Raw genomic sequence first — 13,551 nt, forward strand, 5'->3', positions numbered from 1 at the left:
CGCTGATTTGTAAACTGGCCGGGTGAGTGACGCTCCCCCGGTCGTCGGCCTGGCGGCCCACCTCGGCCGCGGCGTACAACGTATCGCCGCCGACGCCGTCATCGGGCGCCTCCGCTCATTTCCGCGCACCGCCGCCGACCTGGATGCCCAGACACTGTCGCGCATCATGGGCCGTCGCGTCGCCGAGGTATCCGTGCTGGGCGGTGATGCGGGCACCTCCGCGCGGGTTCGGCTGGCGCTGACCGGCGACGACGTTCCGGCGTCGGTGTTCGTCAAGATGGCCGCCGAGACCGTCGCGACCCGCCTAATGGGTGAGATGGGCAGGCTGGGCGCGACGGAGACACGCTTCTACCGCGAACTGTCGCCGCAGTTGACCGGCGTGCCGACGTGCCACGGCGCGGCCTTCGACTCGATGACGGGCCGCTATGTCCTCGTGCTGGAGGATCTGCCGGCTGACAAGTGCGAGTTCCCCGACACGCTGCACCCGATCAGCGCGGATCGGGCCGCTTCGATCGTCGAACTCCTGGCCCGCCTGCACGCCACGTTCTGGTGCCGGGTGCCGGCATGGTTGTACACGGCATCGGGCGACACCGCCGCGTTGCTGACCGGCCCGCTGTTGAAGACATCGGCTCGCCGCATCGCCGAACGCACCGACATCGGGGTCGGCGCCGGCCGATTCATCGACGACAACTACCGCACCGTCGCCCGCCTCATCGACGAGCCGCCGCACACAGTCATGCACGGCGACGCCCATCCGGGCAACACCTACTTCCGCAACGGCGCGGCCGGTCTGCTGGACTGGCAGGCGGTCCGGCGCGGGCACCCCAGCCGCGAACTGGCCTACACCCTCGTCACCAGCATGACGCCGGCCGAGCGCCGGGACCATCAACGCGACCTGCTCGACGTCTACCGCCAAGCCCTGTCCGCAGCCGGTGGCCCGCAGCTGGATCGCGACCACCTGTGGCAGCGCTACCGGCAGGGCGCGCTGTACGGCTATGTCGCCGCAATGATCACCGCCGGAATTGGCGGCATGCAGGCCGAGGGCATCGCACTGGAAGGGCTGCGGCGCGGCGTCGCGGCGCTCGAGGATCTCGACACCGTCGCCGTACTCCGGAAGTCACTGTGATCGAGGCTCTACCATCATCACCAACCCGACCGTGAAGGCCTGACACTGTGAACGAACCGCTGCGCGACGCATCCGGAGGCGAGGACACCTCGACACGCCACCGAATCCTGGTCGCGACGGCGGAGGTCCTCGGCCGCAGTGGGCAGACCAAGCTCAGCCTGTCCGAGGTCGCCCTTCAGGCCGGCGTTTCCCGGCCGACACTCTATCGCTGGTTCGCCGACAAGCAGGAACTTCTCACGGCGTTCGGCGTCTACGAGCGCGACCTGTTCGACAACGGCATCAGCAAAGCGACCGCAGGTCTTCGGGGCGCCGAGAAACTCGACGCCGCACTGCGCTTCATCGTCGACTACCAGCACTCTTACTCGGGTGTGCGGCTCGTCGACATCGAACCCGAGGTGGTGATCGCGCAGTTGGCGAAGATCATCCCGATCATGCGGGCGAGGCTTGAGAAGCTGCTGGCGGGGCCCAACGCAGCGGTCAAGGCCGCCACCGCAATCCGGGTCGCCGTCTCCCACTACATCGTCCGCAGCGATGACGACGACCAGTTTCTGGCGCAGCTGCGGCACGCGGTCGGAATCAAGTCGAACGGCTGACACTCGGTCCAGAATTTGTAAAGCTGGTCAGCATGACGCAAGTGCAGAGTGAGACCGGCGTGCTCGCTGGCGACGAACGGATGCTGATCGACGGAGAGCTGCGGTCCACGACCAGCGGCGCGACGTTCGACGTCGTCCATCCGGCCAGCGAAGAAGTGGCCGGCCGAGCCACCGACGGAACGGTCGAGGACATGGCGCGTGCCGTCGGCGCGGCCCGCCGGGCGTTCGACGAGACCGACTGGTCGCAGGATCTGGACTTCCGCCACCACTGCCTGACCCAACTGCACGAGGCGTTCGAACGTAACAAGGAACGGTTGCGCCGCATCCTGATCACCGAGGTCGGCTGCCCGGTCTCGGTCAGCGGTAGCCAGATCGAGAGCCCCATCGAGGAGGTCAGGCACTGGGCAGCACACGGCAAGGCGTTCGACTATCTGGTCGACAACGGCGTGCACGAAACGCCGCTCGGACCCGCGCGGCGGAAGATCCACTACGAGCCGGTCGGTGTGGTCGGCGCGATCACTCCGTGGAACGTGCCGTTCTACCTGAACGTCGCCGAGACGGTACCCGCGCTGATGGCCGGCAACACCGTCGTGCTCAAGCCCGCTCAGCTGACGCCGTGGTCGGGCACGGAATACGGGCGCATCGTCGCCGAGGAGACCGACATTCCCGCCGGCGTGTTCAACGTCGTGGTGTCCAATGCCAACGAGGTCGGCGCCGCGCTGAGCGCCGACCCCCGGGTGGACATGATCACGTTCACCGGGTCGACGGCAACCGGGCGGGCGATTCTGGCCGCCGCCGCTCCGACGGTGAAGAAGACACTGCTCGAACTCGGCGGCAAGTCGGCCCACATCGTGCTCGACGACGCCGATTTCAATGCGGCGCTGTCGATGGCCGCGATGATGGCGTGCGTCATGTCTGGTCAGAGCTGCATCCTGCCGAGCCGGATCCTGTTGCCGCGCAGCCGCTATGACGAAGGCCTGGAGATCCTCAAGAACATGATGGAGAACTTTCCGATCGGCGATCCGTGGACACCGGGCAACATGCAGGGCCCACAGATCAGCGAGACCCAACGGCAGAAGGTGCTCGGCCTCATCAAGAGCGGCGTCGACTCGGGTGCCCGGCTGGTCACCGGCGGCGGCATCCCGCAGAACCTGCCCGTGGGTTACTACACGCAGCCGACGCTGCTGGCCGACGTCGACCCGAATTCGCAAGTGGCACAGGAGGAGATCTTCGGTCCCGTACTGACCGTCACCCCGTTCGACACCGACGCCGAGGCGGTCGCGATCGCCAACAACACCATCTACGGCCTGTCCGGTGAGGTGAGCAGCGGCGATGTCGACCGTGCGTTCGAGGTCGCCAAGCGGATGCGCACCGGCAACGTCACGATCAACGGCAAGAGCCACTTCGGAATCAACAGTCCCTTCGGTGGCACCAAGCAGAGCGGCCTGGGCTACCGCAACGGCGAGGAGGGCTACAAGGAGTATCTGGAGGCCAAGACCATCGGCATGCCGAATGAGTGACGACGCCGAGATCGCACGGCTGCTCTACCGCTACGCGCGCGCCGTCGACACCAAGGACTGGGAGCTCTACCGCTCGGTGTTCACCGAAGACGCGGTGATCGACTACTCGTCGGCAGGAATCCCGCCGGGGTCGCGCGACGAGATTGCCGAGCTGTTCGGCACCGCGTTCGCCACGATCCCGTGGAGCATGCACTACATCACCAACATCGAGGCGGAGGTCGAGGGCGACACCGCGAAGGTGCGTGCGATGTTCTACAACCCCATGCAGCTGCCCGGCATGGCCGAGCAGAGTTCCTGCGGCGGCTACTACTTCCACGATCTGGTGCGCACGCCCGACGGCTGGCGCAGCCGGCAACTGCGCGAGGACAACGTCTGGTTCGTCAACCGCCCGGACGGTCTCGGCGATCACCCCTGAGCGGCCAATTGCCCACAGGCGGCGGCGATCTCGCGACCGCGGGTGTCGCGAACCGTGCAGGACACCCCGCGCCCGCGGACCCGCCTGACGAACTCCCGCTCCGCCGCTTTGGGACTGGCGTCCCATTGGCTGCCCGGGGTCGGGTTCAGCGGAATCAGGTTGACATGGGCGAGCGGGCCCAGCGCGCCGTGCAACCGCTTGCCGAGAAGGTCGGCCCGCCAGGGCTGATCGTTGACGTCGCGGATGAGCGCGTACTCGATGGAGACGCGCCGCCCGGTGACGTCGGCGTAGTACCGCGCCGCGTCCAGTACCTCGGCCACCTTCCATCGGTTGTTGACCGGAACCAGCGTGTCGCGCAGTTCGTCGTCGGGCGCGTGCAGCGACACCGCGAGCGTGACACCGAGCCGTTCGTCGGCCAATTTGCGGATCGCAGGCGCCAGGCCGACCGTCGACACGGTGACCGCACGCGCCGAGATCCCGAACCCGTGCGGCGGTGCGGACGTGATGCGACGCACCGCGGCCAGCACGCGGTGGTAGTTGGCCAACGGCTCACCCATGCCCATGAACACGATGTTGGACAGTCTGCCGCTGCGCGCGGGGGGCGCGATCCCGTCACCGTCGCGGTCGCGCAGTTCCACCGCCGCCGCACGGACCTGCTCGAGGATCTCGGCTGTCGACAGGTTGCGTTTGAGCCCGCCCTGGCCCGTCGCGCAGAACGGGCAGGCCATACCGCAGCCCGCCTGCGACGAGATGCATACGGTGTTGCGCTCGGGGTACCGCATCAGCACCGACTCGAACGTCGTGCCGTCCCCCCCGCGCCACAGCACCTTGCGGGTCTCACCCGCGTCGCACTCGATCTCCCGCACGGCGTCGAGGAGCTTCGGGAACAGCGCGTCGGCGACCTGATCGCGCGCGGCGGCAGGTAGGTCGGTCATCTGGTGCGGATCGGCGATCAGCCGCCCGTAGTACTGATTGGCCAACTGCTTGGCGCGGAAGGCCGGCAGCCCGAGATCGGCAACGGCCGCGGCGCGGCCTGCCTCGTCGAGGTCGGCGAGGTGCCGCGGCGGCATTGCGCGTCGCGGCGCGTCGAATACGAGCGGCAGGGCCACGGGAGAGTCGGACATGATGCCCTTCCAGTATGCCGGGCGGGGCCGGGTGTACTGCTAGGCCAACAGGGTCAGCACGATCCAGCCGGCGACGGCCGAGGGCAGCATGGCATCGATGCGGTCCATGATGCCGCCGTGACCGGGCAGCAGCGCGCCCATGTCCTTGATGCCGAGGTCGCGCTTGACCTGTGACTCCACCAGGTCGCCCAACACGCCCGTGACCACCAGCATCAACCCGAGTGGTATCCCCACCCAGGCGGGTTTGTCGAGCAGGAACACCACCGACACGACGGCGGCGGTGGTGCCGAACACCAGCGAGCCGCCGAATCCCTCCCACGACTTCTTCGGGCTGATCGCGGGCGCCATCAGGTGCTTGCCGAACAGCACGCCCGCGACGTAGCCGCCGATGTCGGCGAACACCACGCTGGCGATGACGGTGAACACCCGGCCACCACCGTGGTCCTGGAAGACCAGCAACGCGCTGAAGCTGGCGAACAGCGGCACCCACGTAGCCACGAGCACCGCCGCCGAGATGTCGCGCAGATAGTTGACGGGCTGTTCGCGCAGTCCGTGCCCGACGAGGCGCCATACCATGCACACGACGATCGTTCCGCCGTAGGCACCGAGCAGGCCGACGGTGCCGAACGGCCACGTCAGCCAGATCATCGCCTGTCCGCCGACCAGCAACGGGACGGCAGGCAACGCATAGCCCGCCTCCCGCAGCCGGCGGATCACCTCGTGGGTGGCGATCGGGATGAAGACCGCAAGCACCGGCAGCCATCCGATCGGGGCGAACAGCAGGATGCCGATGGCCATTGCACCGAGCAGCACGCCCACACCGATGGCGGCGGGCAGGTCACGGCCTGCCCGCGACTTCTTCTTCTGCGGTTCGTCGACCGGCTTGTCTGTCACGGGTTTGGGGTGCTGCTCGGTCACTAGACCTCCAGCAGCTCGCCTTCTTTGTGCTTGACCAGCTCGTCGATCTGGGTGGTGTAGGTGTGGGTGGTCTTGTCGAGGTCCTTCTCCGCGCGGGCCACCTCGTCTTCGCCCGCCTCGCCGTCCTTCTTGATGCGGTGCAGCTCCTCCATCGCCTTGCGACGGATGTTGCGCACCGACACCCGGGCATCCTCGCCCTTGGCCTTGGCCTGCTTGACCAGGTCGCGGCGGCGTTCCTCGGTGAGCTGCGGGATGGACACCCGGATGACGTTGCCGTCGTTGGTCGGGTTGACGCCGAGGTCGGAGTGGCGGATCGCGTCCTCGATGTTGCGCAGCTGATTCGTCTCGTAGGGCTTGATCACCACCATCCGGGCCTCGGGCACGTTGATACTCGACAGCTGCGTGATCGGCGTGGCGGCACCGTAATAGTCGACGTTGACGCGCGCGAACATGCCGGGATTGGCCCGGCCGGTGCGGATCGAGGCGAGGTCGTCGCGCGCCACAGACACGGCCTTCTCCATCTTCTCTTCGGCGTCGAAGAGCGTTTCGTCGATCAAGGCAGCTTCTCCTCGTCAGGTGGTGACCAGCGTTCCGATCTTCTCACCCGCCACGGCGCGCGCGATATTGCCGTCGGTGAGCAGGTTGAACACCAGGATCGGCATGCCGTTGTCCATGCACAGGCTGAACGCGGTGGCGTCGGCCACCTTCAGGCCGCGGTCGATGACCTCGCGGTGGCTCACCGAGGTGAGCAATTCGGCGTCGGGGTACTCGCGCGGGTCGGCGGTGAACACGCCCTCGACGGCCTTGGCCATCAACACGACATCGGCGCCGATCTCCAGCGCGCGCTGAGCCGCGGTGGTGTCGGTGGAGAAGTAGGGCAGCCCCATGCCGGCGCCGAAGATGACCACCCGGCCCTTCTCGAGATGCCGCACGGCGCGCAGCGGGATGTAGGGCTCGGCGACCTGACCCATCGTGATGGCCGTCTGCACCCGCGTCGCGATACCCTCACGCTCCAGGAAGTCCTGCAGCGCAAGGCTGTTCATCACGGTGCCGAGCATGCCCATGTAGTCGCTGCGGGTGCGTTGCATACCGCGCTGCTGCAGTTGCGCACCGCGGAAGAAGTTGCCACCACCGATGACGACGGCCACCTGCACGCCGCTGCGGACGACCTCGGCGATCTGGCGCGCCACCAGGTGAACGACGTCGGGGTCGAGGCCGACCTCCCCGCCGCCGAACATCTCGCCACCGAGCTTGAGCAACACCCGGGTGTACGGCCGGTGGGGATGAGGGGAAGCCTCGGCTCCGTTGGGGCTGGTTGGCCGGCTGCTTGGCTCTGCCATCCGACTCCTTCGGGGTCCTCGCTGAGATTCCCCTAATCCTGCCTCATGACGGCCGCGCCGCCGGTCCGGGGTCGGCGTGTCGCGCTCAGCTGGGCAGATGGGCGCTCAGCAGCCAGGCCGGCACCGACTTGCGTCCGTTCGGCTCGTCGCGCACGCCGGTCACCGGGAAGTGCTCGGCGAAGCCCTCTGGGAAGATCGCGTGGATGCGAGCGGGCCGGATCTCGTCGATCGTCCAGTACTGCGACACGACCCCACGCAACTCGTCCGCTGTCACCGGGTGGGCCGGACCCTCGGGCATGCCGCCCTTGTCGAACACCAGCACGAAGTAGGAGGCTCCGGGCGCCGCGGCCCGAACGATCGAGCGCTGGTAGCTCTCACGCAGTTCCACGGGCATCGAGTGGAACAGCGTGCTGTCGACGATCGTTCCGAACCGGCCGTCGTAGCCGGTGAAGGAGCTGATGTCGGCCACCTCGAAGGTGGCGTTGGCCAGTCCCCGGTCGGCTGCCTCCCGCCGGGCCAGTTCGATCGCCGTCGCCGACTGATCGAGGCCGACGGTCGTGAACCCCCGCTCGGCCAGGTACATGCTGATTGCCGCCTCGCCGCAGCCCGCGTCGAGCACCTCACCGTGGAATTTGCCCTGCTTGATGAGCGCGGCCAGTTCGGGCTGCGGTTCGCCGATGCTCCACGGCGGCTTCGCGCCGGCCATCTCCGGGGCCTCGCCCTTGTAGGCGCTTTCGAACATCTCGTCCATCGGTTGGGTCATGCCTCGTGTTTATCAACCTGGTTGATATGTGTCAACATGCTTGATATGGACGGGCCGCCCGAGGATCAGCCACTGGGTTTCCTGTTGGCACGGGTGGGCAATGCGCTGCGCGCCGAGGTCACCGCGACGGTGCTCGACCCGCTGGGCGTGGCGTTCCCGCAGTACCTGTGCATGCGGATCCTGTCGCAGTATCCGGGGCGGTCCAACGCCGAGCTCGCACGCGATCTCAACGTCTCACCGCAGGCGATGAACACGGTGGTGCGGGTCCTTGAGGAGCGCGGCCTTCTCACCCGGCCTGCCAGCGTGTCCGCCGGCCGGTCATTGCCCGCGGAGCTCACTGCCGATGGTCGAGAGTTGTTGGCACGTACCGACTCCGGAGTGAGCGCCGCCGAGCGCAAACTATTGGCGAACCTGACCGGCGACCAGCAACGGGAGTTCAAGCGCGTCCTGGCCACGCTCGGCTCGGACTGATCTCTGCGAGACTGCGTCGATGAAGATCGTGCTCGCACCGGATTCTTTCAAGGAGTCGATGACGGCCTCCGAAGCGGTGGCCGCCATGCGCGCCGGTGTGCTCTCGGTGCTGCCCGATGCGGCCTGCGTCGGCGTGCCGATGGCCGACGGCGGCGAGGGCACCGTCGACGCGGTCGTCGACGCACTGCACGGACAACGCGTCGATGCCGAGGTGACCGATGCGCTGGGCCGTCCGATCCTGGCCCGGTACGGCTACGTGCAGTTGCGTCAACTGGCCGTCATCGAGACGGCCGCCGCCGCCGGCCTGGAGCTGATCGAGCCTGACGAGCGAGACGTGTTGCGGGCCAGCACCTTCGGAGTGGGACAACTGATCCGCTCGGCGCTGGACCGGGGCGCCGAGGAGTTCCTCGTCGGGCTGGGCGGGTCGGCCACCAACGACGGCGGAACCGGCATGCTGACCGCCTTGGGGGCGGCCTTCCTCGACGCCGACGGCAATCCCCTGCAGCCCGGTGGCGCGGCGCTGCAGCGGCTGGCGCGCATCGACCTGTCGGGTCTTGACGCACGGCTGCGCGACGTCCGGATCCGTGTCGCCTCCGACGTCACCGCCCCGCTGCTCGGCCCGACCGGCGCCAGCGCGGTGTTCGGGCCGCAGAAGGGCGCCACCCCAGCCGACGTGGAACTGCTCGAGGCGGCGCTGACGCGGCTGGCGGGCGTCACCGCGGCGACGCTCGGGGATGCCGAGCCGCAGCGCCGCGGCGCAGGGGCCGCCGGCGGAGCGGGTTTCGCCCTCGCCGAGTTCCTCGGCGCGGTGAACCGACCCGGCGTCGACGAGGTCGCCGAGACGGTGGGACTGGAGCGGGCGCTGCGCGGCGCCGACTGGGTGTTCACCGGCGAGGGCAGCGTCGACGCGCAGACCGTCATGGGCAAGACGCCGTTCGGTGTCGCGCAGCTGGCCCTGCAGGTGGGCGCGCGCGTGGTGATCTTCGCCGGCCGGGTGGCTCCGGACGCCTCAGTGCTGCTGGACCACGGCGTGCAGCGGCTCGTCGCGATCACCGCCGAAGCCACGCCGCTCGAGCAGGCGCTGCGCGAGGGCGCCGAGTCGCTGACGCGCGCGACGGCCGAGGTCTGCCGGGAGCTCGTCGGCTAGAACGCCGTCCGCATCACATCATCGAGCGCCACGGTGGCGCGAAAGCCCAGCAGCACGAGGATGTGCAGCAGGTACAGCCACAGCGCCAGCGCCGTCACCGCGCCGACGATCGGCAGCCCGCCGAACGGCGCCGACCACTCGATGGGGATGGCGAGGAACAGAATGAAGCCCTGCAGGAATCCGGCGAGGACCGCCCCTGTGCTGAATGCGCCGATCAGCAAGGAGCGCCAGCCCAGCCGGCCCGGACCGATGAGACCGAACACTGCCAGCAGCGCGGTCGACACCGTCAGCCAGACGATGTGGAAAGCCACCACGATGCCCCACACCAGCGACCAGCTCCCCGCTTCGTACAGCGGGGCGACGTAGGGCGCCGAGGCGAGCACGGCGAGCACCAGGAACGGCGCGACGACCGCCACGCCCAACAGACCGATCCGGCCCCGCCACCCGGTGAGCGTGTCGGGCGCTGCGGACATCTGGACGAACGCCCGTCGCAGGCCTTCGCCGTACAGGCTCGCCGGGAACAACACGACGAGGGCCTGCCACCACGACATCGACAGGGCCACCGACGTCAACGTGCGCAACGCCGCCGGGGTGCCGTGCCCGTCGGGCAGGCCGCCGATCGCGGTGTCCATCGCCGCGGTGACGGTGGCGTGGCCGACGAGCCCGCCGACCGCCCACAGCGACGCCAGGGCGAGTGGGGCGATACCGATCACGCCGAAGAAGGTGGCACCGGCCGCCCACAGCGACAGGTCGCTGCCGGGAAACGTCTGCCGCACCTCCGTGGTCAGTCGGCGGATCCGGCTCATCGAGTCCCCCACCGAAACCGCCCCCCGAACTGGCAGGCTGAACTCATGACCTCGAACAGCGATGCCGACGACGAGGGCTGGTCGGCGCTGCACGACGGGGTGCGGCCGTCGGCGGTGGTTCGCGGTTGGCTGCGCCTGGTGCGCGCGCTGGCGGCCGGTCCGGTCCTGCGGCTGCCGCCCGACCTGTTGTCGGCGGCCGGGGTCCTCGCGCTGGCGGCGGCATGGGCGGTCGTCGCGGGCCCCGGATGGCCGGCCTTGGCGGTGCCGCTGATCATCGCCGCGGGCGTGCTGGACGGCCTGGACGGGGCGGTCGCGTTGCGGGCCGGACGTGCCCGGCCGTTGGGTGCGGTCGTCGACGCGGTCGCCGACCGTCTCGGCGATCTGCTGCTCGGCGGCGTGCTGCTGGCGTTGGGAGCCACGCCGCAGTGGGTGGCGGCGGCCCTGGTCCTGGTCTTCGTCCACGAGTACGTCCGGTCGCGCGCCCAGGCGGTCGGGATGCCGGGGGTCGGCGCGGTGACCGTCGCCGAGCGGCCGACACGGTTGATCGTCGTCGCGATGGCCGCCGGCGGGGCCGCGGTGTTCCCCGCGGGGCTACCGCCGGTGGGATGGGGTTGGGGCACGACGTTCGCGATCACGTGGACCGCGGCCGGCGTCGTCGGGACGGCTCAGTTGCTGGCCGGGGTGCGGCGTTCGATACCGCCGCACTTCCCGCAGGCCCGATGAGCTTCGCGACGATCTCGGCCGACATCAGCACCAGCGGGATCCCGCCGCCGGGATGCGCCGAGCCGCCCACCAGATACAGCCCACGGACCCGGCTGCGGTTGGCCGGTCGGCGCAGCGCGGCCCGCGGCCCGTGCGAGGCGCTCCCGTAGATCGCCCCGCCGGGGGCACCGGTGCGGCGCTGCAGGTCCGCCGGCGTGATCGTCTCGGCGAACCGGATCCGGTCGCCGATGTCGGCGCCGCGAAGGGCCAGCAGGTCGAGCACGTGCCGGGTGTAGTGCTCACGCATTCCGGGGGCGTCCCAGTCGACGCCGCGCTCCGGGTCGTGCGCCGGGGCGTTGACCAGAACGAACCAGCCTTCGGAGTCGTCGTCAGGGCGCAGCAGCGGATCGTCGGGCGCGTGCACGTAGATCGTGGGATCGGCGACCGGCTGCGGCGAAGGGCCGAAGATCGCGTCGAACTCGGCGGCGTACTCGCGGGGGAAGTACACCCGGTGCGCGGCGCCGGGGCGGCGTCCGGACAGCCCCAGCAGAACCACGAAACCGGCCATCGACGGCCTGCGACGCTGCAGGCGCCTGCGCATCGTCCTGGCCACCCCGGCGGGCAGCAGGCTGTCGTGCAGCACCGCGGCGTCGATGTTGCTCACCACGGCGTCGGCGGCGACGTCGCGTCCGTCGACCCGCACCCCGGCGGCGCGGCCGCCCGAGAGCAGGACCGACTCGACCGTCGAACCGGTCTGCAACTCGACGCCGCGTTCGACGCAGCGGGCCGCGACCGCCTCGACGATGCGCCGCAGCCCGCCCGGCACGTACCACGCCCCGAACTCCTGCTCGACGAACGCGGTCACACTCAGCACCGCCGGGGTGCGGCGGGGATCCGAACCCGAGTAGGTGGCGTAGCGGTTCAGCCAGGTCCGCAGCCGCGGATCGGGCAGCATCGCCCGGCCCAGCCCGTCGATGGTCCGCCACGGCGCCACTGACCGCAGGTCGGCGGGGCACGCGCTCATCCGGACCAGGGCAGGCACCGAGACCGGCCGGCGCAGCACCGGCTCGCCGACGAGTTCCCACAGCCGCCTCGACCGGGTGTGCAATCGCCGCCACGCCTCGCCGGCGCCGGGGCCGAGCTTGTCGTCGAGGGCCGCCGGGATTCGCGCCGCCTCGTGCGGCAGCACCAACTGCGTGCCGTCGGCGAAGCGGTAGGCGACGGCCGGGTCCACCGGTGTCACCGCGAGATCGGCCGGGCCGCCGGTGTCGGCGAACAACTGCTCGAGCACGGCGGGCATGGTCAGCAGCGAGGGACCGGTGTCGAAGGTGAACCCGTCGCGTTCGAACACGCCCAGCTTGCCGCCCACACTCGGGGCGCTTTCGAACACGGTGACGCGGTGACCGGCCGCGGCCAGGCGGGCCGCGGTCGCCAAGCCACCCAGTCCCGCACCGATGACGACGGTTCGGCTCATACCGGGCGGCCCTTCCATTGCAGCGAACCGCGGCCGCGGCCGATCCACGACGCGGCCAGCAGCTCCAGCAGCACCAGCACCGAGACCGGGTGTGCCAGCGCGTCGAGCGGCCTGCCACCCCATCGGGAGGCGGCGGCTCGGCCGACGACGGCGGCGGCGTAGCCGAGCGCACCGACCCGGGAGCCGGTCAGCGCGGCAGCCGCGGGCAGGACGTAGACGACGGCCAGGACCGTCGCGACCGCCAGCGCCCCGGCGGGTGATCCGAACGCCGCCCACAGGGACTTTCGATAGCCCTCACGCAGTTCGTGGCGGTTGCTGTACATCCTGCAGGTGGCCAGCGCCGAACCGTCGGCAAGGCCTGTGCGCCCGCCCGCCGAGCGCACCGCGCGGGCCAGCCCGATGTCGTCGAGCACGGCCCCGGCCACCGAACGCCATCCCCCGGCCTGCGCCAGCGCCCCGGCCTCGACCAGGAGGAACTGGCCGTTGGCCACCGCCATGGACGGGCGTCTCGAGCGTTCGGCCAGCCGTAGCGGCAGGGTGGTCAGCCACGACCAGGCCAGCAGTGGCTGGACGAGTCGCCCGGACACACCGGTCGGCAGCTGGCGTGGCCACGGCGACAGCAGATCGAGCGGGCGGGGCCCTCGCAGCACCGCCACCGCGGCCGCGACCGCGTGCGGGGCCAGCACCACGTCGGCGTCGACGAACACCAGGATCTCGCCGCGCGCGGCGGCCGCCAGTTGGGCGCAGGCGTGCGGCTTGCCGAGGAACCCCGGCGGTGGCGGGCTGCCGGTGAGCACCTTGACGCGCGGGTCCCCGGCCGCCGCGGTGCGGACCGCGTCGGCGGTGCCGTCGGTCGAGCCGTCGTCGAGCACCAGGATCTCGGCATCGCCCAGCCGCTGTTGGCCGAGCAGCGAGTGGACCGTCGGCGTGATGCGGTGCGCCTCGTCGCGCGCCGGGACCAGGATCGACACCGCGGCGCTGACCGGCGCCGGGTCGTCGGGCAAGCGGCGTAGCAGACGCTGGTTGAGAAGTTGATGCGCGGCGCCGACGCATGCCAGTGACGATCCTGTGACGACAAGCGCGCGTAAAGTGTCGGCAAGACGCGCATGGGGCACCTTGGAGACTCTACGAAGTTTCGTCCTGCCCGCGCAC

15 protein-coding genes are annotated in these 13,551 nt (G+C 70.0%); 7 read left to right on the forward strand and 8 right to left on the reverse strand.

From position 1 onward, the window contains the following. Positions 1 to 22 precede the first annotated feature (22 nt). The 4 genes from K3G64_RS24095 to K3G64_RS24110 are packed head-to-tail and all read left to right on the forward strand — an operon-like array spanning position 23 to position 3,654. Positions 23 to 1,126, forward strand: coding sequence for an ecdysteroid 22-kinase family protein (locus K3G64_RS24095; RefSeq protein ID WP_238887982.1), 1,104 nt, complete (start codon positions 23 to 25; stop codon positions 1,124 to 1,126). Positions 1,127 to 1,173: 47 nt separating this feature from the next. Beyond that, the gene (locus K3G64_RS24100) at positions 1,174 to 1,719 is read left to right on the forward strand and encodes a TetR/AcrR family transcriptional regulator (RefSeq protein ID WP_238887984.1); all 546 of its coding nucleotides are present in this window, start codon (positions 1,174 to 1,176) and stop codon (positions 1,717 to 1,719) included. 32 nt (positions 1,720 to 1,751) lie between these two features. After that, complete coding sequence (locus tag K3G64_RS24105; protein ID WP_238887985.1) at positions 1,752 to 3,239, forward strand: aldehyde dehydrogenase family protein; 1,488 nt, start codon at positions 1,752 to 1,754, stop codon at positions 3,237 to 3,239. Continuing rightward, positions 3,232 to 3,654 (forward strand): nuclear transport factor 2 family protein, encoded by a 423-nt coding sequence (locus K3G64_RS24110; RefSeq protein WP_238887987.1) that lies wholly within the window; start codon positions 3,232 to 3,234, stop codon positions 3,652 to 3,654. Before K3G64_RS24105 ends, K3G64_RS24110 begins: the two co-directional genes overlap by 8 nt. On the opposite strand, the gene rlmN is transcribed toward K3G64_RS24110, so the two are convergent. The 5 genes from rlmN to K3G64_RS24135 form a co-directional block, all read right to left on the reverse strand. Then, a complete protein-coding gene (rlmN, locus tag K3G64_RS24115) occupies positions 3,645 to 4,778 on the reverse strand; it encodes a 23S rRNA (adenine(2503)-C(2))-methyltransferase RlmN (protein WP_238887988.1) in 1,134 nt (377 codons plus the stop codon). The two genes, K3G64_RS24110 and rlmN, sit on opposite strands and share 10 nt — an antisense overlap. A 39-nt stretch (positions 4,779 to 4,817) precedes the next feature. Next, positions 4,818 to 5,696, reverse strand: coding sequence for a phosphatidate cytidylyltransferase (locus tag K3G64_RS24120; RefSeq protein ID WP_238887990.1), 879 nt, complete (start codon positions 5,694 to 5,696; stop codon positions 4,818 to 4,820). Continuing rightward, positions 5,696 to 6,253, reverse strand: coding sequence for a ribosome recycling factor (gene frr / locus K3G64_RS24125; protein ID WP_238887992.1), 558 nt, complete (start codon positions 6,251 to 6,253; stop codon positions 5,696 to 5,698). Before frr ends, K3G64_RS24120 begins: the two co-directional genes overlap by 1 nt. Positions 6,254 to 6,268: 15 nt before the next feature. Continuing rightward, a complete protein-coding gene (gene pyrH, locus K3G64_RS24130) occupies positions 6,269 to 7,036 on the reverse strand; it encodes a UMP kinase (RefSeq protein ID WP_238887993.1) in 768 nt (255 codons plus the stop codon). 85 nt (positions 7,037 to 7,121) lie between these two features. Next, positions 7,122 to 7,799, reverse strand: a complete 678-nt coding sequence (locus tag K3G64_RS24135; RefSeq protein WP_238887995.1) for a class I SAM-dependent methyltransferase — start codon at positions 7,797 to 7,799, stop codon at positions 7,122 to 7,124. 36 nt (positions 7,800 to 7,835) lie between these two features. On the opposite strand from K3G64_RS24135, the gene K3G64_RS24140 reads away from it, so the two are divergent. Continuing rightward, on the forward strand, positions 7,836 to 8,270 hold the full coding sequence (locus tag K3G64_RS24140; protein ID WP_238887997.1) for a MarR family winged helix-turn-helix transcriptional regulator: 435 nt from the start codon (positions 7,836 to 7,838) through the stop codon (positions 8,268 to 8,270). A 19-nt stretch (positions 8,271 to 8,289) separates the two neighbouring features. Next, positions 8,290 to 9,417 (forward strand): glycerate kinase, encoded by a 1,128-nt coding sequence (locus K3G64_RS24145; RefSeq protein ID WP_238887999.1) that lies wholly within the window; start codon positions 8,290 to 8,292, stop codon positions 9,415 to 9,417. On the opposite strand, the gene K3G64_RS24150 is transcribed toward K3G64_RS24145, so the two are convergent. After that, on the reverse strand, positions 9,414 to 10,223 hold the full coding sequence (locus K3G64_RS24150) for a YhjD/YihY/BrkB family envelope integrity protein (protein ID WP_238888000.1): 810 nt from the start codon (positions 10,221 to 10,223) through the stop codon (positions 9,414 to 9,416). The genes K3G64_RS24145 and K3G64_RS24150 overlap by 4 nt on opposite strands. A 45-nt stretch (positions 10,224 to 10,268) precedes the next feature. Here K3G64_RS24150 and K3G64_RS24155 point away from each other — a divergent pair, with 45 nt between their 5' ends. After that, a complete protein-coding gene (locus tag K3G64_RS24155; RefSeq protein ID WP_238888002.1) occupies positions 10,269 to 10,946 on the forward strand; it encodes a CDP-alcohol phosphatidyltransferase family protein in 678 nt (225 codons plus the stop codon). Here the strand turns inward: K3G64_RS24155 and K3G64_RS24160 are convergent. Further along, the gene (locus K3G64_RS24160; protein WP_238888003.1) at positions 10,855 to 12,399 is read right to left on the reverse strand and encodes a phytoene desaturase family protein; all 1,545 of its coding nucleotides are present in this window, start codon (positions 12,397 to 12,399) and stop codon (positions 10,855 to 10,857) included. The two genes, K3G64_RS24155 and K3G64_RS24160, sit on opposite strands and share 92 nt — an antisense overlap. Beyond that, entirely contained in the window at positions 12,396 to 13,403 is a 1,008-nt protein-coding gene (locus K3G64_RS24165; protein WP_238888005.1) for a glycosyltransferase, read from the reverse strand. Before K3G64_RS24165 ends, K3G64_RS24160 begins: the two co-directional genes overlap by 4 nt. Positions 13,404 to 13,551 lie beyond the last annotated feature (148 nt).

The organism is Mycobacterium sp. IDR2000157661, assembly GCF_022317005.1.
Taxonomy (GTDB): Bacteria; Actinomycetota; Actinomycetes; order Mycobacteriales; family Mycobacteriaceae; genus Mycobacterium.